Source organism: Microbacterium trichothecenolyticum, assembly GCF_000956465.1.
GTDB classification, from domain to species: Bacteria; Actinomycetota; Actinomycetes; order Actinomycetales; family Microbacteriaceae; genus Microbacterium; species Microbacterium trichothecenolyticum.
Window position 1 is genome coordinate 70,289 of the sequence record NZ_JYJA01000033.1, and the last position, 25,649, is coordinate 95,937.

The 25,649-nt window shown below is 72.2% G+C and carries 23 protein-coding genes and 1 pseudogene; 10 read left to right on the top strand and 14 right to left on the bottom strand.

All coding sequences use genetic code 11. The features are described from left to right. Positions 1–25 precede the first annotated feature (25 nt). From RS82_RS08905 to RS82_RS08915, 3 genes are read right to left on the bottom strand one after another with little or no spacing between them, the layout of a single operon-like run. Positions 26–565 (bottom strand): hypothetical protein, encoded by a 540-nt coding sequence (locus RS82_RS08905; protein WP_245619562.1) that lies wholly within the window; start codon positions 563–565, stop codon positions 26–28. Beyond that, positions 562–1,407 carry an LssY C-terminal domain-containing protein gene (locus tag RS82_RS08910; RefSeq protein WP_245619563.1) on the bottom strand — a complete coding sequence of 282 codons (846 nt, stop codon included), beginning with the start codon at positions 1,405–1,407 and terminating at the stop codon, positions 562–564. Before RS82_RS08910 ends, RS82_RS08905 begins: the two co-directional genes overlap by 4 nt. 27 nt (positions 1,408–1,434) lie before the next feature. Beyond that, positions 1,435–2,508 carry an enoyl-CoA hydratase/isomerase family protein gene (locus tag RS82_RS08915; RefSeq protein ID WP_045298482.1) on the bottom strand — a complete coding sequence of 358 codons (1,074 nt, stop codon included), beginning with the start codon at positions 2,506–2,508 and terminating at the stop codon, positions 1,435–1,437. 149 nt (positions 2,509–2,657) lie between these two features. On the opposite strand from RS82_RS08915, the gene RS82_RS21990 reads away from it, so the two are divergent. Continuing rightward, positions 2,658–4,526, top strand: coding sequence for an ABC transporter ATP-binding protein (locus tag RS82_RS21990; RefSeq protein WP_084695546.1), 1,869 nt, complete (start codon positions 2,658–2,660; stop codon positions 4,524–4,526). Continuing rightward, positions 4,523–5,341, top strand: a complete 819-nt coding sequence (locus RS82_RS08935; RefSeq protein WP_045298484.1) for an ABC transporter permease subunit — start codon at positions 4,523–4,525, stop codon at positions 5,339–5,341. The genes RS82_RS21990 and RS82_RS08935 overlap by 4 nt, the downstream gene beginning before the upstream one ends. Before the next feature lie 71 nt (positions 5,342–5,412). Here RS82_RS08935 and RS82_RS08940 read toward each other — a convergent pair whose 3' ends face one another. Beyond that, complete coding sequence (locus tag RS82_RS08940; protein ID WP_045298486.1) at positions 5,413–5,877, bottom strand: hypothetical protein; 465 nt, start codon at positions 5,875–5,877, stop codon at positions 5,413–5,415. A gap of 112 nt (positions 5,878–5,989) precedes the next feature. On the opposite strand from RS82_RS08940, the gene cofG reads away from it, so the two are divergent. The 5 genes from cofG to RS82_RS08965 all read left to right on the top strand — a co-directional run bounded on the left by cofG (position 5,990) and on the right by RS82_RS08965 (position 12,169). Beyond that, entirely contained in the window at positions 5,990–8,473 is a 2,484-nt protein-coding gene (cofG, locus tag RS82_RS08945) for a 7,8-didemethyl-8-hydroxy-5-deazariboflavin synthase CofG (protein WP_045298735.1), read from the top strand. Continuing rightward, complete coding sequence (locus tag RS82_RS08950; protein ID WP_045298489.1) at positions 8,470–9,984, top strand: flavin-containing monooxygenase; 1,515 nt, start codon at positions 8,470–8,472, stop codon at positions 9,982–9,984. The genes cofG and RS82_RS08950 overlap by 4 nt, the downstream gene beginning before the upstream one ends. Further along, positions 9,981–11,009 carry a glucose-6-phosphate dehydrogenase (coenzyme-F420) gene (fgd, locus tag RS82_RS08955; RefSeq protein ID WP_045298491.1) on the top strand — a complete coding sequence of 343 codons (1,029 nt, stop codon included), beginning with the start codon at positions 9,981–9,983 and terminating at the stop codon, positions 11,007–11,009. The genes RS82_RS08950 and fgd overlap by 4 nt, the downstream gene beginning before the upstream one ends. Continuing rightward, complete coding sequence (gene cofC, locus RS82_RS08960) at positions 11,006–11,674, top strand: 2-phospho-L-lactate guanylyltransferase (RefSeq protein ID WP_211255896.1); 669 nt, start codon at positions 11,006–11,008, stop codon at positions 11,672–11,674. The genes fgd and cofC overlap by 4 nt, the downstream gene beginning before the upstream one ends. A 63-nt stretch (positions 11,675–11,737) precedes the next feature. Beyond that, a complete protein-coding gene (locus RS82_RS08965) occupies positions 11,738–12,169 on the top strand; it encodes a cupin domain-containing protein (protein WP_045298493.1) in 432 nt (143 codons plus the stop codon). 10 nt (positions 12,170–12,179) lie between these two features. Here the strand turns inward: RS82_RS08965 and RS82_RS08970 are convergent, their stop codons facing one another. From RS82_RS08970 to RS82_RS09000, 7 genes are all read right to left on the bottom strand, one after another. Continuing rightward, positions 12,180–12,923 carry a sulfite exporter TauE/SafE family protein gene (locus RS82_RS08970; protein WP_045298495.1) on the bottom strand — a complete coding sequence of 248 codons (744 nt, stop codon included), beginning with the start codon at positions 12,921–12,923 and terminating at the stop codon, positions 12,180–12,182. A 2-nt stretch (positions 12,924–12,925) separates the two neighbouring features. Beyond that, a complete protein-coding gene (gene cofD, locus RS82_RS08975; protein WP_045298497.1) occupies positions 12,926–13,909 on the bottom strand; it encodes a 2-phospho-L-lactate transferase in 984 nt (327 codons plus the stop codon). A gap of 7 nt (positions 13,910–13,916) precedes the next feature. After that, on the bottom strand, positions 13,917–14,765 hold the full coding sequence (locus tag RS82_RS08980) for a uroporphyrinogen-III synthase (RefSeq protein ID WP_045298499.1): 849 nt from the start codon (positions 14,763–14,765) through the stop codon (positions 13,917–13,919). Positions 14,766–14,952: 187 nt separating this feature from the next. After that, complete coding sequence (locus tag RS82_RS08985) at positions 14,953–15,252, bottom strand: hypothetical protein (RefSeq protein WP_045298501.1); 300 nt, start codon at positions 15,250–15,252, stop codon at positions 14,953–14,955. Then, positions 15,242–15,643, bottom strand: coding sequence for a phage holin family protein (locus RS82_RS08990; protein ID WP_045298738.1), 402 nt, complete (start codon positions 15,641–15,643; stop codon positions 15,242–15,244). The genes RS82_RS08985 and RS82_RS08990 overlap by 11 nt, the downstream gene beginning before the upstream one ends. Before the next feature lie 4 nt (positions 15,644–15,647). Next, the gene (locus RS82_RS08995; protein ID WP_045298503.1) at positions 15,648–16,037 is read right to left on the bottom strand and encodes a hypothetical protein; all 390 of its coding nucleotides are present in this window, start codon (positions 16,035–16,037) and stop codon (positions 15,648–15,650) included. Positions 16,038–16,135: 98 nt separating this feature from the next. Continuing rightward, positions 16,136–17,629, bottom strand: coding sequence for a protoporphyrinogen/coproporphyrinogen oxidase (locus tag RS82_RS09000; RefSeq protein WP_045298504.1), 1,494 nt, complete (start codon positions 17,627–17,629; stop codon positions 16,136–16,138). Positions 17,630–17,682: 53 nt separating this feature from the next. Here RS82_RS09000 and RS82_RS09005 point away from each other — a divergent pair, with 53 nt between their 5' ends. Genes RS82_RS09005 through RS82_RS09015 form a run of 3 tightly spaced genes read left to right on the top strand, consistent with a single transcriptional unit; the run spans position 17,683 to position 21,740 of the window. Then, a complete protein-coding gene (locus RS82_RS09005) occupies positions 17,683–18,267 on the top strand; it encodes an HhH-GPD-type base excision DNA repair protein (protein ID WP_045298506.1) in 585 nt (194 codons plus the stop codon). 15 nt (positions 18,268–18,282) lie between these two features. Further along, complete coding sequence (locus RS82_RS09010; protein ID WP_045298509.1) at positions 18,283–18,705, top strand: DUF1801 domain-containing protein; 423 nt, start codon at positions 18,283–18,285, stop codon at positions 18,703–18,705. 53 nt (positions 18,706–18,758) lie between these two features. Continuing rightward, entirely contained in the window at positions 18,759–21,740 is a 2,982-nt protein-coding gene (locus RS82_RS09015) for an ATP-binding protein (protein ID WP_045298739.1), read from the top strand. 432 nt (positions 21,741–22,172) lie between these two features. On the opposite strand, the pseudogene RS82_RS22040 reads toward RS82_RS09015, so the two are convergent. The 3 genes and pseudogenes from RS82_RS22040 to RS82_RS09035 all read right to left on the bottom strand — a co-directional run. Next, a pseudogene (locus tag RS82_RS22040) lies at positions 22,173–23,480 on the bottom strand (DUF222 domain-containing protein); the annotation flags it as partial. A 153-nt stretch (positions 23,481–23,633) separates the two neighbouring features. Next, complete coding sequence (locus tag RS82_RS09030; RefSeq protein ID WP_045298515.1) at positions 23,634–24,455, bottom strand: ABC transporter permease; 822 nt, start codon at positions 24,453–24,455, stop codon at positions 23,634–23,636. Beyond that, positions 24,452–25,468 carry a daunorubicin resistance protein DrrA family ABC transporter ATP-binding protein gene (locus tag RS82_RS09035; RefSeq protein WP_045298517.1) on the bottom strand — a complete coding sequence of 339 codons (1,017 nt, stop codon included), beginning with the start codon at positions 25,466–25,468 and terminating at the stop codon, positions 24,452–24,454. Before RS82_RS09035 ends, RS82_RS09030 begins: the two co-directional genes overlap by 4 nt. Positions 25,469–25,649 lie beyond the last annotated feature (181 nt).

Consider the following 25,649-nt stretch of genomic DNA (forward strand, 5'->3'; position numbering starts at 1 on the left):
TGCCGGCGGCGGGACTCAGGTTACGTCACGCCGGGGTGTCCGGGCGCCGCTCGTTGCGGCGCGCGTAGGCGGCGGCGCTGCGGCTCGACAGGGCGAGCAGCAGCAGGATGTCGATGCTCAGTGAGAGGAACGTTCCCGCGATCTCGATCTCCTGCCCCTGCGCCCACCAGGCGGTGAACGACGTGCTGATCGACAGCACGGCGATGAACATGACGAACACACGCGCCCAGTTGACGCCCCGGAAGACGAAGAAGGCCAGCGCGAGGTCGATGAGGAGCACGGTCCCGCCCGTGCCGAGCACCAGCCAGAGCGCGGCCTGCCTGCCTTCCTGCGTCGGATCGAAGCCCTCGAGCACCGAGTCGGGATCGGAGAGGATCGCGTCCCATCCGGTCGCGATGCTGACGAGCACGACGATGCCGGCGAGCACCCGCAGCACGATGAGCAGGACGCCCGCGACCGTCGAGATCGGGCGCTTCATCTCCGGGTCGAAGCGCGGCGGCTTGAGCAGTCGCCCCGCCGGTTCGTACGCGGGCCGCTTGTGCGGCGCAGGCATCTCGGTGCTCACGCCGGAACCTCCCCCGTGCTCTCGGCGCTCGGCTCGACCGCGCGCACGTCCACGATGGGGAGGTCTCCGTCGGTGCGGATGCTGTCACCGCCGCCGTTTCGGGCGTGATAGCCGGTGGCGAAGTCGGGGATGACGTCCACCGTGACGCGGGAATCGGCATCCGTCACCGTCTGGACGATGTGGTCGCGCTCGACGTCGGTGTCGGCGTCGATGCGGTGGGTGACCTGCAGCGTGAACAGCGACAGCCCGACGCTCGTGTCGAACGTGCCGGCGGCGAGCCAGTCGACGCGGCGGCCGCCGGGCAGCAGCCAGTCGTCGGGGCAGCGCCAGAAGCGCACGTGGTGGCGCTGGGCGGGATTCCCGTCGACCTCCTGCTGGTAGGCGAAGTCCTGCTGGCGCCCGAACAGGAAGAGCGGGCTCACCGGCGCCTCGTCGTAGCTGCGGCGCGTGAGCGTCGATGTGATGATGCGCCATGACGAGCCGAGGGTCACCGGGGCGGCCTCGGTCCAGCCGGCGGCCTCGAGGGATGTGCGGATCTGGTCACCGGTGCCGTGGAAGGCGAGGTTCACGGGGTCGCCGAGCAGTCCGTCACTGGTCCGGGTGCGGCCGATGAAGTAGTCCGGCACGTAGATCGTGGTGAGGATGCGGTGCAGCCGCGGCAGCACCAGATACGCGAGCAGCACCCAGAACACGAGGAAGAACGGGATGCCCCACCACCCCACGTGGAACGTCTCGGTGAGGCTCAGATACGCGAGCCAGAGTGCCGCGAGCCCGGCGAAGACGAAGAAGAACCAGTCGATCGCGACGCCGATCGAGTAACTCCTCCGGTGCCGGGTGCTCACGATCCCTCCTCGTCGTCGAAGCCGGCGTCAGCCCCAGAGCGGCACGCCTGGCCGGTGCGCGAGGGCGGTCTCGGCGACGTCGCCCTGCAGGTCGGCCAGGGTCGCCGGCTGCCAGTTCGGCGTGCGGTCCTTGTCGATCACCTGCGCCCTGATGCCCTCCGGGAGGTCGGGCTGAGTCGTCGCGAACCACATCACCAGACCGTATTCCTGGTCGAGCGCGTCCCTGAGCCCAGGAAGCTCCCGGGCACGGCGGATCGCGGTGAGCGTCACGGCCAGACCGGTCGGTGACAGTTCGCCGAGCAGATCGGCGGTGGCGGATGCCTCGGGCTCGGGGCGCGCCCGCAGCCTCTCGACGATCTCGGCGACCGTGTCGGCCGCGAACGCGTCGTCGATCCACTCCCGCGCTCCGATGAGCTTCGAGGGCGCCGGCGTCTCGTCGAACAGCAGGACGAGCTCGGTCGGGCTGGAGGGGTCGGCCCGCGTCTCCAGCGCATCGCGGACCGCGTCGAGGTTCTCGTGGGGCACGTAGTGGTCGGCGAATCCGGCGTAGATCGCGTCCGAGGCATCCATCACCGCGCCGGTCAGCCCGAGATACTCGCCCAGGCGGCCCGGCGCGTGGGCGAGTAGCCACGTGCCGCCGACGTCGGGGGTGAAGCCGATGCGGGTCTCGGGCATCGCCAGCTGCGAACGCTCGGTCACGATGCGGATCGCGGCGTGGCCGGCGACGCCGATGCCGCCACCCATCGTGATGCCGTCGGCGAAGGCGACGAAGGGCTTCGGGTACTCTGCGATGCGCGCGTTGATCGCGTACTCAGCGCGGAAGAACACTCCCGCGTCCTCTGCGCGGCCGCTCGTCACCTGCTCGGCGAGCCCGCGCACGTCGCCTCCGGCGCACAGTCCGCGCTCGCCCGCGCCGTCCAGCAGCACCACGTCGACCTCGGTGTCCTGCTCCCATGAATCGAGGGCCGCGTGCAGCTGCTCGACCATCCCGAGGTTGAGCGCGTTGATCGCGCGCGGCCGGTTGAGGGTGAGGCGCCCGAGCCCTCCGCTCGTGCTGACGAGGACGGTGGGCTCCGCGGCGGCTTCGGCGAGGTCGGTCACGAGCGCAACGTTACCGGCAGGGCGAACTTCTCCCACGCTGACACCGGATTTCCGCCAGGATGGGACGGAGTTCTGCTGTGAGTCCGCAATGGAGCGGCCCCGTACATTGCCCCGCGGAGTGTCGCCCACGACCTACGAGAGGGTTCGGCATGCCCGAAGGCCAGTCGCTGGAGTTCTCAGGTGTCACCAAGCGCTTCGGCGCGGTCACGGCGGTCGCAGGGCTCACAGCTCGGGTCGAACCCGGCGTGGTCACCGGATTCCTCGGTCCGAACGGCGCGGGAAAGACCACGACCCTGCGGATCCTGCTCGGATTGGTCACGGCGACGGACGGCCACGCCACGATCGGCGGCAAGCGCTACGCCGAGCTCGACGAGCCGCTGCGGACCGTCGGCGCGGTGCTCGAGGCATCCAGCTTCCATCCCGGCCGCACCGCCACCGCGCACCTCACGATCTACGCCCACGCCGCCGGCATCGCCACGTCGCGGGTCGGCGAGGTGCTCGACCTCGTGGGGCTGACCGACGCCGCGAACCGCAAGGTCGGCGGGTACTCGCTGGGCATGCGCCAGCGCCTCGGCCTCGCGTATGCGCTGCTCGGCGACCCGGGGGTTCTGGTGCTCGACGAGCCGGCGAACGGACTGGACCCCGAGGGTATCCGCTGGATGCGCGGGTTCCTCCGCCAGCTCGCGAGCGAAGGCCGGACCGTGCTCGTCTCGTCGCACCTGCTCGCCGAGGTGCAGCAGACCGTCGACGCGCTGCTGATCATCTCGCGCGGACGCCTGGTGTTCCAGGGCGGAGTCGACGAGCTCACCGATCCGCGCGAGTACGCCACCGTCGTCGACGCTCCCGACCGGGCCGCGCTGGGCGCCGCGCTGAAGACCGCCGGTGTGCCGTTCGAGGTGCTGCGCTCCGGGCTCACCGTGCGCGGCTTCGACCCCGTCGCTGTCGGCGCGGCGGCCGCCGCGGGGGGTGTGGCGCTGTCGTCGCTGCAGCGCCGCGGACCCGCGCTCGAAGAGGTGTTCCTCGATCTCGTGAACGGCACGCGCGTGCATCCGAGCGCGGCCGGGATTGCTGCGGGATCGGATGCTGCGCCCCCGGCACCTCCCGTGGAGACGGTGTCCGAATCCGACGAGGCGGCCGAGTCGGCGCTCACCGCGGCCGCGCTGGACGCCGAAGCGACCAGCGCTCCCGGTGCCGCGACAGCCCTCGCCGCCGCGGCCGGCGCCGCCTGGGCAACCGATGCCCGCGAGCGCGAAGAGCCCCGCGAGCCCGTCGCCCCGGCGCCCGTCGCCTACGCGGTCGCGAGCACCGGCGTGATCGACATCGTGCCGTCCGCGGCTCCCGAGGACGGGGACCCCGACGTCGAGGCCATCGGCCAGGCCGACGAAGAGCTCTCGGCTGAGCCCGAGGCGGCGCCGACGTCCGCGGAAGAGGCCGCGGCGGAGGCAGCACCGGAGCCCGAGCCCAAGCCCAAGGCCGAACTCGAACCCGAGCCCGAACCCGAACCCGAGCCCAAGGCCGAACCCGAGCCCGAACCCGAGCCCAGGGCCGAGGCCGAGGCCGAGGCCGAGCCCGAGGCCGAGCCGGAGCCCACCGATCCGTGGGCCCCCGAGGACGCGAACCCCGACGTCGAGGCCATCGGCGAGATCGACGACGAGCTCTCGACCCCCGAGCCGCCCGACGCCGACGACGACCGCCCGTGGGAGCACTACGTCAAGACCGACTCCGACATCGAGGCCGACGCGTTCTTCGCCGCCTTCGACCACACCGCCCGCACACGAGAGTCGGACGTCGAACCCGAACCCGAACCCGAACCCGAACCCGAACCCGAGCCCGAGCCCGAGCCCGAGGCGTGGGTCCCGCCCGAGGCCGAGGCGTTCGAGGACGCCGTCGCCCACATCCCGCCCACGGACACCGAACCCCCGCACGAGCCGGGCGACGAGGCATCCACACCCTCCGAAGCGGCCCCCGCCGCGGATCCGGCCACCACGCCCACCGACGAGGAAGGGGGCGACCGATGAGCCTCACCGCCGCAACCCGCGCCGAGAGCACGAAGCTGTTCTCCACGAGCATCTGGTGGATCCTCGCGATCGTCCTGTTCGCGTACGTCGCGTTCACCGCTGCGGCCCTCGGCTTCGTCTACGCGGCGGCGGCGACCGGGTCACTCCCGGGCAACGCGCCGCCGCTGCCCGAAGAGGGTCTCGCCGCGACGCTCTACAGCACCGCGACGACCGTCGGGTACGTCTTCCCGCTGCTGGTGGGCACGCTCATGGTGACGGCGGAGTTCCGCCACAAGACTCTCACCCCCACGTTCCTCGCGACGCCGCGCCGCGGCCGCGTGCTCGTCGCCAAGCTCGCTGTCGGCGTGCTCATCGGCGTCGTGCTCGGCGTGATCGGCATCGTCGCGGCGGTCGGCACGTCGGCGGCGTTCCTCGCGGGCTTCGGTCTCGAGACCGACATCACCTCGCCCGGCACCTGGGCGATGCTCGGACGGATGCTGCTCGCCTACGTCCTCTGGACGCTCATCGGCGTGGGCGTCGGCGCGCTCGTGCGCAATCAGGTGGGCGCGATCGTGGGCGTCCTCGTCTTCACGCAGTTCATCGAGCCGATCGGGCGCACGGCGGCCGCGTTCGTGGAGGGGCTGTCGGACATCACGCGCTTTCTGCCGGGGGCGGCGAGCGATGCGCTGGTCGGTGCGAGCGTCTACGCGGCGACGATCCCGCAGGGTTCGGCCGATCCGCTCGAGTGGTGGGTGGGCGGGCTCGTCCTGCTCGGCTACGCGATCGTGTTCGTCGTGCTCGGCCACCTGGTGAGCTGGCGTCGCGACGTCAGCTGAGGCTCTCCCGCCGCCGCCGCCGGTCGTCGAGCGAGCTTGCGGGTCGAAGCGCAGAGTCGAACCGCGAAGGGTCAGACTGCGGGGGCCGTCGCCGGCGTCTTGCGTCCCCGCGGCTTGCGCTCGGGGACGACGGGGATCGTGCCCGTCTCGGCGGCGATGTCGACGACGTCGGTCGGCTCGGCGGCGACCTCGACGCGCAGCGCCTGCACGAGGGCGAGACCGTGGCGAGTGGTCAGGATGACTCTCTGGTACTCCGGGTGGCCGTCGAGGTCGATCACGACGCTGGGCCGGTGACGGCGGATGATCGCGAAATCGTCGCCGCCTGCCGAGCGCCAGGTGCCCATCGCGACGATGCCGCGCACGTGGGTGCCGGGGCTCGGGATGCCGCGCAGCCACGTCCACGCGTCGTCCGTGAGCTGCACCTTGGTGATGGTGGAGCGCTCGATGACGACATTCCCCTTGCGGAATGACAGGGCGCGCTCGGACACCGACAGCACGACCTCGAGCTGCGTCGAGTCGAGCAGCAGCGTCACCATGTGCCCAGTCTGCCAGCGTGGGCGCTCGGAACCGGGCTGATTTGCTTACGGGAGGGCAACGATCCAGCGCCCCGGGGTCCGCAGGCGGTGCAAGACTGGATCGGTGACCGTCGTGTCCCCCTCCGTCACCGCGTCCCCCGCAGCGGCCTCGCCCGTCGCCGTCGACGCCGCGCTCGCGCGCGCCGCGGCCGGCGAACGTCTCGACGCGGCTGACGCAGAGACGCTGCTCGGCGCGACGGGCGACCGGTTCGAGCGCCTGCTGGAGATCGCCGGGGAGGTTCGCGACGCCGGGCTGGCAGCATCCGGTCGCACTGGTGTGATCACGTACTCGCGCAAGGTGTTCGTGCCTCTCACGACCCTGTGCCGCGACCGCTGCCACTACTGCGTCTTCGTCGACACCCCCGGGCAGCTCCTCAAGAAGCACAAGCCGGCGTACATGTCGCCCGAGCAGGTGCTGGCCGTCGTCCGTCAGGGCAAGGCGATGGGCTGCAAAGAGGTGCTGCTGACCCTCGGCGACCGTCCGGAAGACCGCTGGCCCGAGGCGCGGGCGTGGCTCGACGACCACGGGTTCGCCTCGACGATCGAGTACGTCGCGCACATCGCGCGCCTGGTGACCGCCGAGACGGGTCTGCTCGCCCACGCCAACCCGGGAGTGATGAGCGCGGAAGAACTGCGGATGCTGCGGCCCACGGCGCCGTCGATGGGCATGATGCTCGAGACGACGTCGCGTCGCCTCTTCGAAGAGCCCGGGCAGGTGCACTTCGGCTCTCCCGACAAGGACCCGGCCGTGCGGCTCGAGGTGATCGACGCCGCCGGGCGCGAGCGCGTGCCGTTCACCACCGGCATCCTCGTCGGGATCGGCGAGACCGCCCGCGACCGCGCCGACTCGCTGGTCGCGATCCGCGAGGCCCACGAACGTCACCGGGTCGACGGACAGGGCCACGTGCAGGAGGTCATCGTCCAGAATTTCCGTGCGAAGCCCCGCACCGCGATGCAGGGTGCACCCGACGCGGAGCTGCTCGAGTACGTCGCGGCGGTGGCCGTGGCCAGGCTCGTGATGGGGCCTCGGATGCGCATCCAGGTGCCCCCGAACCTCTCGGACGCCACCGAGTTCGGGCTGCTGGTGCGGGCCGGCGCCGACGATTGGGGTGGCGTCTCGCCGCTCACCGCCGACCATGTCAACCCCGAGCGCCCCTGGCCGCACCTCGCCGACCTCGCCCGGATGACGGCGGAGCTCGGCTTCGAGCTGCGCGAGCGCCTGACGGCACAGCCCGAGTTCGTGCTCGGCGCGGGGACGTGGATCGACCCCGCGCTGCGCCCCGCGGTCGCGGCGCTCGCGGACGCCGAGACCGGGCTCGCTGCCTCCGCCCCGATCCCCGCTGCTCCGCAGTCATTCTCGGCGGATCCCGCCCCGGGTGACCCGCACAAGTCGACTGCGGAACAGGAGAGGGGTGTGCCCGGAGACGCTGCTCCGGGGGCGGGTGCGCGGGACGGAGTCCGGACGGTCCGCCGCCTGGCCGAGGCCGCGGCGGCCGACCCGCTCGCGCTCGACGATGGCGAGTGGATCGCCCTCCTCGAGGCGACCGGCGACGACCTCGACGTGCTCGCGGCGACCGCCGACGACGTCCGCCGCTACACGGTGGGCGAAGCCGTCACCCTCGTGGTGAACCGCAACCTCACCTCCACCGGGCTCCGCGCGGCCGCGAGCGACGACCCCGCCGCCTTCACCCTCGACGACGTCGGTGCGATCGCGGCGGACGCGTGGGATCTCGGCGCCACCGAGCTCTGCGTGCAGGGGCTGCTCCCCGCCTCGGAAGACCCCTCGGGCTACCTCGACATCGCGCGCGCGGTGAAAGCCGGGGCCCCCGGCATCCATCTCCACGCCTATCGTCCTCAGGACGTGCGCGACCTCGCCGACCGCTCCGGCCCCACTCTCGACGCAGCCCTCGTCGCGATGCGCGAGGCGGGCGTCGACACCGTGCCGGGCACGGGCGTCAAGGTGCTGAGCGAGCGGGTGCGGGGGCTCGTCGCGCCGACCGACCTCGAGATCGACCGCTGGGTCGAGGGCATCACCGCCGCGCACCGCGCCGGATTCCGCTCGACGAGCGTCATCTTCTACGGCCATGCCGAGACCGCCGCGGAGCGCGTCGCGCACCTGCGGCAGCTGCGGGCGATACAGGACGCTTCGACGAGCTCAGCGACCGGGGGTGGATTCAGCGAGTTCGTGCCGATCCCGCTGCCCGGCCCCGCCGGGGGCGTCCCCCTGGTCTCCGGCCGCGCGGCGCTCGACGAGCACCGGGCCATGGTGGCCGTGTCGCGGCTGCTGCTGTCGGGCAGCATCCCGCACATCCAGATCCCGTGGACGCGCGTGGGGCGCGAGGCATCCGTCACGCTGCTGCAGTCCGGCGGCGACGACCTCGGCGGAACGCTGCTCGACGGCCGTGTGAAGCCCGAGGCGGGCATCGAGCACGGCCTCGAACTGCCGGTGACGGATGCCTCGGCGATGGTCGCGCGCCTGTTCCGGCCGTTCCGCCTGCGCACCACGACCTACGGCGCCGCACTGGGCCTGCCGAAGTCTCAGGTGGGCCCGCGGTGACCCGCGTCGAGGTCGCGATCGTCGGTGCCGGGTTCGCCGGCATCGGCGTGGCGTCGGCGCTGCGACGGGCGGGCCGTGACGACTTCGTCGTGCTGGAGCGGGCGGCATCCGTCGGCGGCACGTGGCGCGACAACACCTACCCGGGCATCGCGTGCGATGTGCCCTCCCACCTCTACGGCTTCGCGGCGCACCCGAACCCGGCGTGGTCGGGCACGTACGCGAAGGGCGCCGAGATCCACGCGTACCTCGAGCACGTCGTCGACGCCGAGGGCCTGCGCGACCGGGTTCTCCTGCGCACCCCGATGCGCGGGGCCGCGTGGGATGCCGAGCGCGAGGTGTGGCGGCTGGCGACTGCACCTGCCGGGCCCTCGCCCCAGAGCCCCGGGCGGCAGGCCGCAGCCTCCGGCGAGATCGTCGCCGACGTGCTCGTGCTCGCGTGCGGACGCCTCACCGAGCCTGCGATCCCCCGGATCGCCGGGCTCGAGCACTTCCCCGGGCCGCTGTTCCACTCCGCCCGCTGGGATCACTCGGCGGATCTCGCGGGAGCTCGCGTCGGTGTCGTCGGCACCGGCGCCAGCGCCGTGCAGATCGTCCCCGAGCTCGCGCGCGCTGCGGCGCACGTCACGCTCTTCCAGCGCACGCCCGCGTGGATCGTGCCTCGCGGCGGCGACGCGTACTCCGACGCCGACCGCGCCCGGTTCGCCGCGACCCCGCAGGCGCTGGAGACGCTGCGGGCCGAGCTCTACGCCGAGGGCGAGGCGCGCTTCGCGTCGCGCTCGGGCGACTCCGCCGCCGCGGCCGAGGCCGAGGCCGTGGCGCGCGCTCACCTCGAGCGGCAGGTCGCCGACCCCGCGCTGCGCGCCGCGCTCACCCCCGACTACGCCTTCGGCTGCAAGCGCGTGCTGCTCTCGGACGACTTCTACCCCGCCGTCGCGTCCGACGCCGTCTCGCTCGTGACCTCGGCACTCGCCGCGGTCGACGGCTCGACGCTCGTCGCTTCCGACGGCACCCGCCACGACGTCGACGCACTCGTCCTCGCGACCGGCTTCGCCTCGACCCGCCAGCCCTACGCCGAACTCGTCAGCGGCGAAGGCGGCGCGACGCTGGCCGGGCACTGGTCCGACGGGATGACGGCCTTCGCATCGACCGTCGTCGCGGGCTTTCCGAACCTCTTCGTGCTCAACGGCCCGAACGCCTCTCTCGGCCACTCGTCGTCCGTGCTCATGATCGAGGAGCAGGCGGCGTACGTCACGCGGGTCCTCGACGGCCGCGGCGGCCGCGTTCTGCGCGTCGACCCCGAGGCCGAGCGCACCTACACCGACGAGATCGCGCGGGCCGCGGCATCCACCCGCTGGATGACCGGCGGATGCCGCAACTGGTACGTCGACGAGCGCTCGGGCCGGCTCGCGCTGCTGTGGCCGGGCACCGTCGACGCGTTCCGGGAGCGCCTCGCCCGTGCCGACGGCTCCGAGTTCCTCCCCGAACCCGTCATCGAAGGGATACCCGCATGACCCTCCCCAGCAATCAAGCACCGCCCCTGCGCTTCGGCTACAAGGCCTCCGCCGAGCAGTTCGGTCCGGCCGAGCTGCTCGACTACGCGATCCAGGCGGAGGAGGCCGGGTTCGACTCGGTCTTCATCTCGGATCACCTGCAGCCGTGGCTGCACGACGGCGGCCACGCCCCGGCGTCCGTTCCGTGGCTCGGCGCCCTCGGCGCGAAGACGTCGAGGGTGCTCATCGGCACCTCCGTGCTGACGCCCACGTTCCGCTACAACCCGACGGTCGTCGCGCAGGACTTCGCGACGCTCGGCGTGATGTACCCGGGGCGCGTGATCCTCGGCGTCGGCACGGGCGAGGCGCTCAACGAGGCGAACCTCGGCATCACGTGGCCCGATCCGCCGGAGCGGTTCCAGCGACTCAAGGAGGCCATCGGCCTCATCCGGCGCCTCTGGTCGGAGGACCGCGTCAACTTCGACGGCACGTACTACACGGCCCGCAACATCACCATCTACGACAAGCTCCCCGAGCCCGTGCCGATCTACATCGGCGCCGCCGGCCCGGCCGCGACCCGCCTCGCGGGGCGCATCGCCGACGGCTTCATCACCACCTCGGGCAAGAAGCGCGAGCTCTACACCGACACCCTGCTTCCCGCGCTGCACGAAGGGCTCGAGAAGGCGGGCCGCCCGGCCGGCGCGATCGACACGCTGATGGAGATCAAGGTGTCGCTCGACGAGACCATCGAGGCCGCGAAGGAGAAGACCCGCTTCTGGGCGCCGCTCGCGCTCACGCCCGAGGAGAAGATGGGCATCGACGACCCGATCGAGATGCAGCGGCTCGGCGAGGCGCTGCCGATCGAGCGCGCCGCGTCGCGGTTCATCGTGTCGGACGACCCCGACGAGCACGTCGAGCGCATCGGCTGGTACATCGGTCTCGGTTTCCGCCATCTCGTCTTCCACGACCCCGGCCACGACCAGGGCGCCTTCCTGCGGATGTACGGCGAAGAGATCCTCCCGCGCCTGCGCGCGAAGTACGCGTGACCCCGCTGTTCGGCCGGCGCAAGCGTGCCGTGGAACTGGCCGTACCGACGCACCGCTGGGTCGTCGTGGTGCCGGTCAAGCCGTCGGCGCGCGCGAAGACGCGGCTCGACGTGGACGGCGTCGGCCGCGTTGACCTCGCCCGCGCCATCGCGCTCGACACCCTCACCGCGGCGACCGCGTGCGAGCTCGTCGCTCAGGTCGTGGTGGTGACCGACGACGCCGCGCTCGCGCGCGAGGCGGCGATGATCCCCGCGCTGCGCTTCGTCCCCGAGGGCGACGCGCGCGGGCTCGACGCCGCGGTGGCGACCGGCGTGTCGGCGATCGATCCGAACGCACGGATGCCGCGCGCCGCCCTCCTGGGCGACCTTCCGGCGCTCCGACCCGCCGACCTCGCCGACGCACTGCGGGCCGCAGCATCCGTCCCCCGCGGCGTCGTGCCCGACGCGGAGGGCACGGGCTCGACGCTGGTGACCGCGAACGCGGGCGCGGAGTGGGCGTCGTCGTTCGGCGACGGCTCTTTCGCCCGGCACGTCGCGCTGGGGTGCACCGCGCTTCCGATTCCGGATGCCTCGACTCTGCGCCGCGACGTCGACACCGCCGACCAGCTCGACGCCGCGCGCATGCTGGGTCTGGGCCCGCGCACGGCGGCCCTTCTCCCGGGCTGAGACCGCGGCATCCGTCCCCTCGGGCACCGCGGCGCCCGAGGGGACCACAGATAGCCTGGCGGGATGAGCGACTACCAGGTTCTGGAGATGGGCGGGCTCGACGAGTGGCGGGCGCACTATGGCGGGTTCACGCCCGACCGCTCTCGCGACGGGCGCCGCGTCCTCGACCACGACATGACGATGCAGTACATCGGCATGACCGCGAACGCGTTCGAACCGGGTGAGCAGGCGGGCTACTGGCACTCGCACGCGCGTGTCGAGGAGCTGTACGTCTTCCTCGCCGGACGGGGGCAGATGGGCCTCGATGACGACATCGTCGACGTCGTCCCGGGCACCGTCGTGCGGGTGGGGCAGGGCGTGTGGCGCACGTGGCGGGCGACGCCCGACAGCCCCGAGCAGCTGCGGTGGCTGTGCATCCGCGCCGGCGGCACCGAGCTCCCGCACCTCCCCGACGACAGCACGCGCGACAACGACCGTCCCTCCCCCTGGGGATGAGCGCGTCGGGTCAGACGATCAGCAGGTAGACCGCGCCGACGATCGTGAAGGCGATCACGAGCTTCTCGAAGACGGACTGCGGCATGCGATCGGCGAGCCACCGGCCGAGGAACGCTGCGGCGACCACGAGCGGCACGAGCACGAGGTCGATGAGGATCCCCGGCACCGTGATGATGCCGATGCCGATCGAGAAGGGCACCTTGAACAGGTTCACGATCGCGAAGAACCATGCGGCCGTGCCGAGGAACGCCTTCACCTCGAACCGAGCGGCGAGGAAGTACATCGACATCACGGGTCCGGCGGCGTTCGCGACCATCGTGGTGAAGCCGCCGAGCGTGCCGTAGGTCGCCGCGGCGACGCGGTGCGAGCCCCCCGTCTCGACTCCCGAGGCGAACCGACGACGCAGCAGTGTGATGGCGATCACCGCCAGCAGGATCACGCCGATCGACTTCTTCACCCACACGTCGTCCGCGAACCACAGGAAGACGACGCCCAGCAGCACGCCCACCACGACCGCGGGTGCGAGCTTGATCAGGGTGCGCCAGTCCGCGTGGCGGCGGTACATGGTCACGGCGAAGATGTCCGCGACGATCAGCAGCAGAAGCAGGACGCCGGTCGACTGCTTCGCCGGGAGCACAGCCGCGAAGATCGCGACGGCGATCGTGCCCGCGCCGGGCACGGCGGTCTTCGACAGACCCACGACCACCGCTCCGATGCCGAGCAGCGCCCACGCCCACCACGCGAGTTCGGGCACGCTCACACTCCGGCGGCGGCGAGGGCCGCCTCGCCGAGCGCGGTCTGGCGCGCAGCATCCGTCATCCAGAGCGGGCGGACGAGCGGACGGATGCCGAGCCCGGCGACCTCGTGGGCGACGGCCTCGTCCTCTTCGGCGAGGAGCCACGCGTCGAGCAGCCCGCCGTTCCCGCGGGCTCCGTACAGACCCGCGACGGCCGTCGCGGAGGTCTCGACGCCGATCGCGGTGAGGCACACGTCGGCCATGCCGCGCACGACCTTGCCGCCGATGATCGGCGAGACGCCGACGACGGGGGCCCGCGTCGCACGCAGCGCCTCGCGCACGCCCGGCACGGCGAGGATCGGGCCGATCGACACCACCGGGTTCGAGGGGGCCAGCAGCACGACGTCGGCGGCCGCGATCGCCTCCGCGACGCCGGGGGCGGCGGCGGCCGCCTCGATGCCGGGGTTCTCGAACCGCTCGGGGGCGAGCGTCGCGCGGTGGCGGGTCCACCACTCCTGGAAATGCAGGCGCGCACCGTCGTCGAGCACCACGACGGTGTCGACCTCGCTGTCGGTCATCGGCAGCAGGCGCGCGCCGAGGTCCCAGCGGTGCGACATGCGCTCGAGCACGTCGGTGGGTGTGAGTCCTTCGCGCAGCCAGCCGGTGCGGGCGAGGTGCGTGCCGAGGTCGAGGTCGCCGAGGGTGAACCAGGGCCAGCCGGCACCCCACTCCTGCAGTTCGTGGTTGACGCGTTCCGTGTCGCCCTGCCGGCCCCAGCCGCGCTCGGCGTCGTTGACACCGGCGAGAGCGTAGGTGATCGAGTCCACGTCGGGCTGCAGCCGCACACCGGAGAGCCAGATGTCGTCGCCGGTGTTGACCACGACCGTCAGCGCGGCGGCGGTGTTATGGATTCCGCGGGCCCGCAGCGCGCCTCGAACGCCGAGGACGAAGCGGGAGCCGCCGACTCCGCCCGCGAGCACGACGATGCGGGGCGTGCCGGTCACAGGCGCGTCAGTTCCGGGTGTCGATGCCGCCGAGACGCGGGATCATGCCGGTCTTCGGGGCGAACTCGTCGGCCGCGTGAGGGAGCGAGAACTTGCCGACGGCGTCGATGAGGGCATCGACGGTCTGCGCGTCGGCCACGACGTCCACGTCGAGGCCCGCGCGGCGCGCGTCCTTGGCGGTGCGAGGACCGATCGCGGCGATCAGCGTGGTGTCGGGGATCTCGGGGAACTGGTCGTGCACCTGCTGCGCGACCGAGCCGCTGGTGACGAGGATCGCGTTGATGCGGCCCGAGTGGACGTCCTCGGCGATGCGCTCGGTCACGGGAACGCCGACCGTGCGATAGGCGACGACGCTGCGGACGCGGTGCCCGGCCTCGGTGAGCATGCGGGTGAGGACCGGCTTCGCGATCTCGCTGCGGAGCGTGAGGATGTCGCGGGCCTCGGGCTCGAGGGCGATGAGCTGCTCCGCCATGCCGGCCGCGGAGTTGTCGCGCTCGGGGACGAGGTCGACGCGGTAGCCGACGGCCAGGAGCGCGGCAGCGGTCGTCTCACCCACGGCGGCGACCTTCGTGGTCGCCGGGACGACCGCGCGGTAGGCGTAGAGGACATCGACCGTCGTCGCGCTCGTGACCGTGAGCCACTCGAACTTGCCGGCGGCGAGGTCGGCGAGCGCCTGGTCGAGTGACGCCTGGTCGTTCGTGGGGGCGAAGTTGATGAGCGGGGCGATCACGGGGATCGCGCCTTGACGGCGGAGTGTCGCTGCAACGCCGTCGCCCCAGGGGCCGCCGCGGGGCACGAGAACGCGCCAGCCGGTCAGGGGTTTGACGGACTGGTGCTGTGCTGCGGCGGTGTTCATACGGGGGTCGACTCTCGATGATGCTCAGTCGGCCGCCCAGGAAAGATCGAGGCAGCCGATGCGCGATTCGAATCGGGTTCGCGCGATCGGCAGCTAACGCATCATTGCACTGCCTTGCCTCCCGAGCATACCCCCGATCGCGCGAGGCGTTGCCTCGGCGCTGTGGAGAGCGGGAATGCAGCCGGGATCAGCGCGTATAGAGACGGACGAAGCCCCAGACAGCCGCTCCGATCGCGGCGGCGCCCGCGATGACGACCACGGCGGCGAGTGCGGGGTTGCGGCGATGGAACGCGCGGGCCTGCTCGATCCGCTCGTCGAGGGCGCGTTCGACCCGGCGCGGGACGTTCGCCTTCTGCTCGATGGCGGCGAGCGCCGCCTTGAGCTCGGTCCTCGCCTGCTCGACGGGATCACCGATCCCGAGGGGCACAGCGGTGCGAGGCACGGCGACGGAGTTCTTCGACAGCGGCACGGGGGCGTCAGAGCTCATCGCGCACCTCCTTCACGTCCAGGGCGATCGATTGGACCGGGTTGCGGCGCTCGCCGATCCGGCGGAAGTAGAGGACGCCGATGAACGCGAACACGGCGGTGATGATCAGCATCGCGAAGAACACGACGAGCGCCGACAGCCAGACGGGCCACCACGACGACAGCCCCGCGATCACGAACGTGCCGAGCACCGGGACCGACCAGAACAGCACGAACAGGGCAGCGAAGACCCACAGGGCTCCCCACCCGCCGTCTTTCGCGGTCTTGGCGAGCCAGGCCTTCGCGGCGTCGATCTCCGCGATGACGAGGTTGCGGACGAGCTCCGGGATCTCACCCAGCAGCGTGAGCAGGCTGTCGTCCGCGCGGTCGCGGAAGCCGCGGGGGGTCGTCATCACGTCAAGCCCCGCCGCGACCGTTCTCGGAAGCGTCCTCGACGGCGTCCTCGACGGCGTCCTTCACGGCCTTCGCCGAGCTCTGAGCCGCCTTGCCGACGTCGTCGGCCGAGTCCTTGCCGACCTTGATGGCCGCGTCCAGCTTCTGCCCGGGGGTGCCCTTCGAGCCGGCGGCCTGCGTGACCTTCACCGCCGACTCCCACAGCGTCGACGGCAACGCCATCGCCTGGGACTTGGCGAAGTCCTTCACCTTGCCGACCTGGCTCTGCACGGGCTCGGCGTTCCACACCTTCAGCCATTGCGTCTTGATCTGCTCGTAGCGCTCGCGACCCGCGCGTGTACCGAGCACGTACCCGATCGCGAGTCCGATGACCAGTCCTGCCTTGCCCCTCATGAGGTCTCCTCACGCTCGGTGTGACCTGACGACCCTCCCAGGGTAGTCCTGTATGCCGATTCCGGCATCCACCCTTGACAGGGGCACCGGTGGAGGGTTCACTCTGTCGCCTCGGCACCCCACAGGACCTGGTGGCGAAGGCTGTCGGCCTCCTCCTGGGCGTCGGCGACGACCTGCGCGAGGCCGCTTCCCGACAGCCACGCGCCGACGGCGGCGAGCCCCGGTGCGCGGCTGATCGCGACCCGGGCGGCGTCGGTGCGCTCACGCCGGCCGAGGGTCGACGCCGGCGGCACGAGGGTGTACGCGTCGCGACGCGCGCCGGCGATCCGGCCCTCGTCGAGGTGCACGCCGAGGAGGACGGATGCCTCGGCCAGCGCCATCACCGCCGCGTCGGCGTCGGACAGCCCCTCGGTCGCCGGAGCGATCCCGGGGGCGCCGAAAGCGACGCGCAGGACGTGGCGTCCGGCGCCCGCCTCCCGCGCCAGCCACTCCCACCGTGCGGTCTCGTGGACGAGGCCGGTCGCGCGCGAGCCGCCGGGAACGGCGTGGACATGGGCGCCGCGCGGCGCGGCATCGAGCTCGGGGGCGTCCACCACGAGCGTCACGACGTCGCGGGCAACGCCTGCGGCGGCGACGTCGGCGAACGCAGGGGTGCCGAGCGCGGCGGCCAGGAGCGCGCGCGCCGTGGGCTCGTCGGTCGCGACGATGACGGCGTCGGCGTGGAGCCGGTCCGGGGCGGCGGCGGCACCCTCGGGCGCGATCATCGCGAGCTCGACCGTCCATCGTCCGTCGTCGCGGACGAGACCCGTCGCCAGCGCTCCGGTGTGGATCGCGACCTCGCGCTCGGCGAGCCTCTCGGCGAGCGCGGTGGCGAGCTGCGGCATCCCGCCGTCCAGTCCCTCGATCGAGGCGCTCGGGGCATCGACACGCACGTCGGCGACCGCCCCTCCGAGCCACCCGGTGCGGGTGAGCGCGTTGCTGAGTCCTGGGGCGGCGATCTCGACGTCGACGTCGACGGGGTCGAGGCCGAAGCGGTCGATGGTGAGCGGTGCCACCAGGCGGTCCAGCACCTTGTCGCCCATCCGGCCGTGCACGAGGCGACCGAGGCTGCGCTGGGCACCGATCGTGAGCGGCGGGCGGAGGCGGTCGACGTACGCGCGCCACGTGCCGTCCCAGCCGATGATCCGGCGCACGCTCTCGTCCCACGGGTTGGCAGGGATTCCCAGCACCTGCTCGGTGGGCAGCGGCGCCGCGGCGCCCTTGGGCAGGCCCGCGATCCACTCGCGGTCGTCGCGCGGGCGCACGATCGCGGCATCCGTCAGCACTTCGTCGACGAGCGCCCGCACCGTGCCGCCGCGGGTCGACCAGCAGGTCACGCCGGTCTCGAGCTCGAGCCCCGCGATGCGGGCGGACCCGATGGTGCCGCCGAGGCGATCGGATGCCTCCACCAGCGTCACGGCCATGCCGACCTTGGCGCACTCCCAGGCGGCGACGAGCCCGGCGATGCCGCCGCCGACCACGACGACACGCGTGTCGCGGGCATGGTCGACGAGTTCCTGGAACGGCTCCGTGGGGACGGTCACGCCACCCATCCTCCCATCCGCGAACTGTGCCGGCGGGGGCGGGCGGTGGGAGACTGGGCCGCATGACGCTCCACATCACGGGCGACGACGCCGCCGACCGCCTGCTCACCGACGACCCGCTCGCCCTGCTGATCGGCATGCTGCTCGACCAGCAGGTCGCGATGGAGACGGCATTCGCCGGACCGCTCAAGATCTCGGAGCGGGCGGGGACGCTGGATGCCGCGGCGATCGCGAGCTTCGACCCCGAGGCGTTCACGGAACTCTTCAAGGCGACGCCGGCTGTCCACCGCTTCCCGGGCTCGATGGCCGCCCGCGTGCAGGCGCTCTGCGCGGCGGTCGAGCAGGACTGGGGCGGCGACGCGTCGGCGATCTGGACCCGCCCGGCCGCGGAGCACGCCGAAGCACCGGACGGGCCGACCGTGCTGAAGCGGCTGAAGGCCCTGCCGGGCTTCGGCGAGCAGAAGGCGAAGATCTTCCTGGCCCTCCTGGGCAAGCAGTACGGCTTCACGGGTGCCGGCTGGCGCGAGACGGCCGGCTCGTACGGCGACGAGGGGTCGTTCCGCAGCGTCGCCGACATCGTCTCGCCGGAGTCGCTGACGAAGGTGCGCGAGCACAAGCGCGCGATGAAGGCCGCGGCCAAGGGCTGACAGGAGGGGCGGGCGATGAAGAAGACCGGAGGGGACGTCAACGAGTTCGTCGCCGCCGTGCGCCCCGCGAAGCGGCAGCGCGATGCCGTCCGGATGATCGATCTTCTGCGCGATGTCACCGGTCGCGAGCCGGAACTGTGGGGCACCATCATCGGCTTCGGCTCGTGCCACTACCGCTCGGCGGCCGGCAGCGAGGGCGACGCCCCGATCGCGGCGTTCTCGCCGCGGCGCGAATCCACGACGGTGTACACGCTGCGCACCGCCGCGCACGGCGAGCGGCTCGCGAACCTGGGGCCGCACGAGACCGGCGTCAGCTGCCTGTACATCAAGGACCTCGACGCGGTCGATGCCGGCGTGCTCCGCGAGATCGTCGCCGAGGACTACCGCCGCGTGCTCGCCGGCGAGACCGGCGACACGACCTACACCGTCACGGATTGACCGCCCGACCGGCCTCCCCGGCTGGCCGGGTCGCGAGTCCTAAGGTGGACGACGTGCGGCTGAGGTTCTTCGGGGGACTCGCGGCGGAGGCGGACGGCTCTCCGCTCGAGATCCGCGGCCGCGGCCAGGAGGCCCTGCTCTTCCGCCTCGCGCTCGACGCCGGAACGACGGTCGCGTACCGCTCGCTCGCCGAGGACGTCTGGCCCGACGATCTCCCCGAAGACCCGCGCGCGTCGCTGCAATCCCTCGCGTCGCGTCTGCGACGCGCTCTGCCCGCGGGGACGCTCGAGGCCGTGCCCGGCGGATACCGACTCGCGCTCGCCCGCGACGACGTCGACCTCGCGCTGTTCCAGGACCTCATCGCCCGGGCTCGGCGCGCGACCGATCCTGCTGCGGCGGCGGGTGACGCGCGCGCGGCGCTGGACCTCTGGCGCGGCGACCCCTGGACCCCGGGCGACGGCTTCGACTGGGTCGTGCGCGACCTCCTCGAGGACCGCGCCCACGCCGCGCGCATCCTTGCGGCGCTGGGGACCGAGGCCTCGGAACCGGTCCGCACGCCCCCGGCCCTGAGCGCCGATGCCTCGGTGCCTGCGGCGCTGACTCCGCTGATCGGGCGACAGCGCGAACTCGAACTCATCGGGGAGCAGCTCCGCGACGAGCGGCTCGTGACCCTGATCGGCCCCGGCGGCGCGGGCAAGACCACGCTGGCCTTCGAGACCGCGCGGCGCGCCCCCGGCGCGATCGTGGTCGAGCTCGCGCCGGCGGCGCCGGGCGAGGTGTGGGCGGCCGTCGCGGGAGCGGTGGGGCGCAGCATCCGTGTCGGCGAACTGGTCTCGACCTCCGCGCGCGATCGCGTCGCGGAAGCCCTGGCCGGACGCACCCTGCTCGTGGTGCTCGACAACTGCGAGCACGTGTCGGCGGAGGCCGCGGCAGTCGCGCTCGACGTGCTGCGCGGCGCTCCGGGGTCGCGGATCCTCGCCACCAGCCGCGAGCCGCTCGGACTCGCAGGCGAGGCGTTCGTCGACCTCGGCCCGCTTCCTGACCGCGATGCCCGCGAACTGTTCTCGCGCCGCGTCCGAGCCGCGCGCGGCTCTGCGCCGGCGCCCGACGAGGGAGCCGCCGTCGAGCGGATCGTGACGCGCCTGGACGGCCTGCCGCTGGCCCTCGAGCTCGCCGCGGCGAAGTCCCGCACGCTCACGATCGCCGAGATCGACAGCGGTCTCGACGACCGCTTCGCGCTGCTGGCGACCGGGCCGAAGGCGATCGAGGCGCGGCACCAGACGCTCCGGGCGCTGATCGACTGGAGCTGGGAGACGCTGACGGATGCCGAGCGCACCGCACTGCGGGCCGCCGCGGTGTTCCCCGACGGGGTCGACGTGCGCGACGTGCCGGTGATCGGCGACGCATTCGACGTGGATGCCGACGCCTTCGACGGGCTCGTCGACAAGTCGCTGCTGCGGCGGTCGGACGGGCGGCTGCGGATGCTCGAGACCGTCCGCGAGTACGGCATCGATCGCCTTCGGACTGAGGGACGCGAGGCCGAGTTCCGCGCGGTGCAGGCGCGGGCGATGACGAGGCTGGCTGCTCGCGAGGATGCGCGGCTGCGCGGACCCGAGGTGCGCGAGGCCCTCGCCTGGTTCGACGCCGACGACGAGAACCTCAGCGCTGCGCTGCGCTGCTGCGCCGAACAGGCCGGGCTGGAGGACGTGGGCGTGCGCCTCGTGCGCGCGTGCCTGTGGACCTGGCTGATGCGCGAGCGCTTCGAAGAGCTGCAGTCCGGCGTGACGCGGTTCGGCGACGCCGCCGCGAGCCTCGACTCGGAAGCGGCCGTGGTGGTGCGCGCGATCGCCCTTCTCGGCACCGCGTTCGCGCGAGACCTCGACGGCGCGGCCGATGATTCTGCACGGCGCGATCCGCTGGGGGCAGCGCCCGAGGCCGCCGGCGCTCCCGCGAGAGGGAGCACCGATGCGCGGCCGGGCGAGCCGACGGCGGGAGGGCTGGCCCGTTTCGAGCGTGAGGTGCCGCCCGTGATCGAGGCCGCCGCCGTGCACCGCAGCGAGATCTCGGCAGCCGTCGCGCCGCTGTTGCGCGCGATCCTCGCCGCCGCGCAGAACCACCGTCCGGGCGCGCCGTGGTCGAGGAACGTCGTCATCGGCAACGAAGGGCTCGAGGACGCCCCCGCGTGGACCCGCGCCCTGATCAGCATGCTTCGATCGGCGATCGCACAGAACGGCGGCGACAACCAGACCCTCGGCGTCGAGAGCGAGAAGGCGGTGTCGATGTTCCGCGAGCTCGGCGACGTCTGGGGCACCGCGTTCGCGAGCCAGATGCGATCCGAGTGGCTCCAGCTGGCCGGCCGCCTCGACGAGGCGCTCGCCGTCGCCGACGCCTCGTCGGCCGGCCTCCTCGGCCTCACGTCGGTGACCGATCTGGTACAGCAGCGGTCGCAGAGCATCGGCCTGCTGCTGCGGCTCGGCCGGCTCGACGAGGCACGGGCGCGATTGCATGAATCGAAGGAGCTCGCGCGGGCGGAGGACTCGCCACGCGCGATCGCGCAGACCGACATGGACGCCGCCGCCATCGAGATCGCCGTGGGCGACGGGGCTGCGGCGCTGCGGCACCTCGACGCCGTCGCGGCCGAGATGCTGCCCTCGTACCCGGATCAGCTGATCGCGTGGTCGCGGTCCCGCCGCGCGCAGGCCCTGCTCCTGGAAGGGCGGGCCGATGAGGCGCGCGCCGCGCTCGCCGAGGCGCTCCCGGCTGCCGCCCGCAGCGGCGACCACCCGATCGTGGCGGACGTCGCGGTCTCGATCGCCGGCTGGCTCGCGACGATGGGACGGGATGCCGAGGCCCGGCGCGCCCTCGCCGCGGCCGCGCGGCTGCGCGGCGGGGCCGACGCCTCGGACCCGTTCCTGCGCGTGATGCGCGAGCGGCTCGGGAGCGACGTGCTGCTGCCGGATGCCGCCGCGCCTTCGTCCCGGGCGGTTCCGGACGGCGACGACGACGTCGCCGCTCTCGCATCGCTTCTCGCCTGATCCCGGCCTCGCTCGCGTCGCCGAACAGGGGTCGATGAGAGCCTGCTCCACTTTGCTCCTGCGCCAGCCGTCAGAACGGAGCGTCGCCGTCGTAGGGCGTGCGAGGAATCTTGCGAACACCGATGATGGTACGAATTGCACGGTGGACAGCGGTTTGTCGACGTAGCGGCGCTGGGTGGGGCTGGTCCATTCGAGGACTCCGTTGCCGAGTTGCCGGACGCGCCACACGGTGGCGTGTTTGAGGGTATGGTGCCCTCGACAGACGTGGGCGAGATTGTCGTCACTGGTCTCCCCGCCCAGCGCGCGGTCGATGGTGTGGTCGATGTCGGATCGTTTCGGCCGGTGCGGGCATCCGAGGAATCGGCAGCGCTCATCCCGTGCGCGGAGGAACCGTTTGAGGGCCGCGTCTGCTCTGTATCTGTCGACCGCCATCGGGAGGCCGCTGTGCGGGTGGTACATCACGCGGTCCCAGCCGGGTGCGCCGGCGGCGAGTTCGCGAGCGATCTCGGCGTCGATCGGGCCGTAGCCGGCGAGGAGGGCGGGCTCGTTGCTCTTGCGCGCCGCGGTGAGCACCGGGATCGTGATCTGCACTTCGGCACGGATCGACGCGAGCATGTCGCCCTCGCCGTGACCGGTAGGCGTTCCGGTGAGGATCATGTCGGGGAAGATGTCGGCGCGGAGTTCGTCCAAGGATCGCTCATCCTGCTGCGGACCGGTGGTGACGGCGGGTGAATCCGGCGAGGTGCCGGTCGGGTCGTCGCCGAGCGCGGGCTCCGCGCGGGTGCTGTCGTTCGGTCCTGACCGATCGACGACAACGGTCGCGTCGAACGCAATGAGGACCTTCGGTGCGTCCACAGCGTCGGCGCCATCCGTCACGGCCGGATCGGCGGCGCCGCGGCCGTCCCACGGTGTCACCCTGGATTGAGTCGCGATGATCGCCGCCGCTTCGGCTGTCGCTTCCGTTTCTTTTGCAGCGGCGCGTTCGGCGTCACGCTCAGTCTCGGCCATCTGGGTGAGCCGATCGAAGATCGCGTGCGCGAGCACCGCGGGCAAGTCGGCGAGCAGTCGCGCCATACCGTCGTTCAGGTCGATCACCCGGATCCGCCGTTGCCCGGCGGCACGGCGCCGGAGTTCTTCGGCCAGGTCGGGGTCGATCCGGCCCGCGACCACCCGCGCGATCGCCCGGAGTCGGTGCGGGGTCTCGAACTCGGCTGCCTCGAGCACGATGCGTTCGTACTGCTCCCGCATCACCGGATCGCCGATCACCGCCCCGGCGTCGACGACCGCCGACGCGTGCGCGAAGTCGATGCGCCCCTCGGTCAGCGCCGCGAACGTCGCGGCGAACGATTCGCGGAGCGTGCTGGCCGCCGACATCCGCGCCTGCACGGCGCGATCGCTCAGCCGCATCGCTGCGCCGAGCTCGGCGGAGATCTCCCGCAATGGCAGATCGTGCGGACTCTTGCGACCCGCCGCCCGTCGGGACTGCTCCCGGGCGTGGACGATATCGGCAGCATCCGTGAGCAGCCGCACCTCCGCCGCCTGCAACCGCGCGATCTGCGCCCGCGTCGACTGGACTTCGGCGACCACACGATCGAGCGCACTCCAGGTGGCGTCGTCACTGTCGACTCGCTGGCCCATGATGCTCCCGCTGCACAGCACCCAGACGGGTGCGACGGAAGACCGAACGAAGTGGGCACGAGCTCGATCTCTTACCCAGAGATTAGGACCAACCTCCGACATCCACCGCCGGCGTCGCAGACCCCGGATGCGATCAGGTGCGAGCCAGCGGCCTCGACCACGCGACGGCCCCCACAGCGAAGGGCCGAGGCAGCTCCCGCCACCCCGGCCCCCTGCACCCGGCCCGTCGTCACCGCCGCGGGCCGCGGCATCCACTCACGCCTTCCGCATGTACGCCCGCACCGTGAGAGGGGCGAACACGGCCACGATGACCGCGGCGCCGAGCAGCGCGGTGAAGACCTCCGTCGTCACCGTGCCCTCGTTGACGAGCCCGCGCACGGCCGTCACGAGGTGTGAGACAGGGTTCGCCTCGACGAACCACTGCAGCCAGTCGGGCATGGTGTCCGCCGGCACGAACGCGTTCGACAGGAACGTCAGCGGGAAGAGGATGAGCATCGAGATGCCCTGCACGCTCGATGCGGTGCGCGCGATGACGCCGAAGAAGGCGAAGATCCAGCTCATCGCCCACGAGCAGGCGATCACGAGGAGCCCGGCCGCGATCACGCCTGCCAGTCCGCCGCCCGGGCGGAAGCCCATGATGAAGCCCATCGTGAAGGTGAGCGTCGTCGCGATCGTGTATCGCAGGGTGTCGGCCAGCAGAGCCCCCGACAGCGGCGCGATGCGGGCGATCGGGAGCGACCGGAAACGGTCGAACACGCCCTTGTCCATGTCTTCGCGAAGCTGCACGCCGGTGACGACCGAGGTCGTGATCACGGTCTGCACGAGGATGCCCGGGATGATGATCGGAAGGTAGTTCTGCACGTCACCGGCGATCGCGCCGCCGAAGATGTACGTGAACATCAGCGTGAAGATGATCGGCTGCACCGTCACATCGATGAGCTGCTCGGGCGTGCGCCGGATCTTCAGGATGCCGCGCCACGCCATCGTGAGGGTGTTGCGCACCGTCAGGCCGAGCGTCGAGCGGTTCGAGAGGTCGCGGTCCGCGACCGGGGTGATGGGGGTCGCGATGGCGGTCATGCGCGGGCTCCTTCGAGTTCGTCGGCCGTCGCGTGGGCGGCCTCGTCGCCTTCCGGCACGCCCTTGCCGGTGAGGGTGAGGAAGACCTCGTCGAGCGACGGCTGCTGCACGCTGAGCTCCTCGAGGTGCAGGTCGGCGGCGCGGAACGCCACGAGCAGGTCGGCGACGCGATCGGGGTCGCTCATGGGCACGGTGAGACGTGCGGCCTCGGGCGAGACGATGGCCGTCACGCCGAGCACGCGCGAGATCTCGCGCTGCGCCTCGGCGATGTCGGATCCCGCACGCAGGCGCAGCAGCAGCGAGGACTGGCCGACCGATGCCTTGAGTTCGAGGGCGGTGCCCTCGGCGACCACGGTGCCGCGGTCGATGACGGCGATGCGGTCGGCGAGCTGGTCGGCCTCGTCGAGGTACTGCGTCGTGAGCAGCACAGTGGATCCCGTCGCGACCAGACGTCGGATCGTGTCCCACATCTGCCCGCGGGTGCGCGGGTCGAGGCCGGTGGTCGGCTCGTCGAGGAAGATCAGCGGCGGCTGGGCGATGAGGGATGCCGCGAGGTCGAGGCGGCGGCGCATGCCGCCGGAGAACTTCGCCAGAGGCCGGGTCGCCGCCTCCGTGAGGGAGAACTCCTCCAGGAGCTCAGCGGCCTTGCGCTTGGCATCGATGCGCGAGAGCCCGAGGAGGCGACCGAAGATGACGAGGTTCTCGGTGGCCGAGAGGGTCTCGTCGACGGACGCGAACTGGCCGGTGAGGCCGATGAGCCGGCGCACGATCTGCGGGTGGCGCACGACGTCGTAGCCGAAGATCTCGGCCTTCCCGGCGTCGGGGCGCAGCAGGGTGGCCAGCATGCTGATCGTGGTGGTCTTGCCCGCGCCGTTGGGGCCGAGCACACCGTACACGGTGCCGGCTTCGACGGTCAGATCGACGCCGTCGACCGCGCGGTTGGCACCGAAGCTCTTGACGAGCCCCTCGGCGCGGACCGCGGGGGTGCGGGATGCGGAAGTGGTGATGGTCATGGGATTCGCCTTTCGACGTCACCCAGAGTGCGCCCGTGGCACTGTCACCCCGCTGTCGTCCGCGGCGTCGCGCTGCCACGGCGCTGTCATCAGGCTGCCGCGGGGACGGATGCCTCGACAGCACGCCCGCTGAGCGCGTTCTCCACATCCGATCCCAGGATTGGACACCGGGTCCCAACCG

Bases quoted from the DNA above. Each gene is read 5' to 3' on its own strand.
- RS82_RS09030 (WP_045298515.1), bottom strand. From the start codon at position 24,455: ATGACCGCCATCGCGACCCCCATCACCCCGGTCGCGGACCGCGACCTC.
- RS82_RS08995 (WP_045298503.1), bottom strand. From the start codon at position 16,037: ATGAGGGGCAAGGCAGGACTGGTCATCGGACTCGCGATCGGGTACGTG.
- RS82_RS08965 (WP_045298493.1), top strand. From the start codon at position 11,738: ATGAGCGACTACCAGGTTCTGGAGATGGGCGGGCTCGACGAGTGGCGG.
- RS82_RS08980 (WP_045298499.1), bottom strand. From the start codon at position 14,765: ATGAACACCGCCGCAGCACAGCACCAGTCCGTCAAACCCCTGACCGGC.
- RS82_RS08985 (WP_045298501.1), bottom strand. From the start codon at position 15,252: ATGAGCTCTGACGCCCCCGTGCCGCTGTCGAAGAACTCCGTCGCCGTG.
- RS82_RS09035 (WP_045298517.1), bottom strand. From the start codon at position 25,468: ATGACCATCACCACTTCCGCATCCCGCACCCCCGCGGTCCGCGCCGAG.
- RS82_RS08935 (WP_045298484.1), top strand. From the start codon at position 4,523: ATGAGCCTCACCGCCGCAACCCGCGCCGAGAGCACGAAGCTGTTCTCC.
- RS82_RS09000 (WP_045298504.1), bottom strand. From the start codon at position 17,629: ATGGGTGGCGTGACCGTCCCCACGGAGCCGTTCCAGGAACTCGTCGAC.
- RS82_RS08990 (WP_045298738.1), bottom strand. From the start codon at position 15,643: ATGACGACCCCCCGCGGCTTCCGCGACCGCGCGGACGACAGCCTGCTC.
- RS82_RS09005 (WP_045298506.1), top strand. From the start codon at position 17,683: ATGACGCTCCACATCACGGGCGACGACGCCGCCGACCGCCTGCTCACC.
- fgd (WP_045298491.1), top strand. From the start codon at position 9,981: ATGACCCTCCCCAGCAATCAAGCACCGCCCCTGCGCTTCGGCTACAAG.
- RS82_RS09010 (WP_045298509.1), top strand. From the start codon at position 18,283: ATGAAGAAGACCGGAGGGGACGTCAACGAGTTCGTCGCCGCCGTGCGC.
- RS82_RS21990 (WP_084695546.1), top strand. From the start codon at position 2,658: ATGCCCGAAGGCCAGTCGCTGGAGTTCTCAGGTGTCACCAAGCGCTTC.
- RS82_RS08940 (WP_045298486.1), bottom strand. From the start codon at position 5,877: ATGGTGACGCTGCTGCTCGACTCGACGCAGCTCGAGGTCGTGCTGTCG.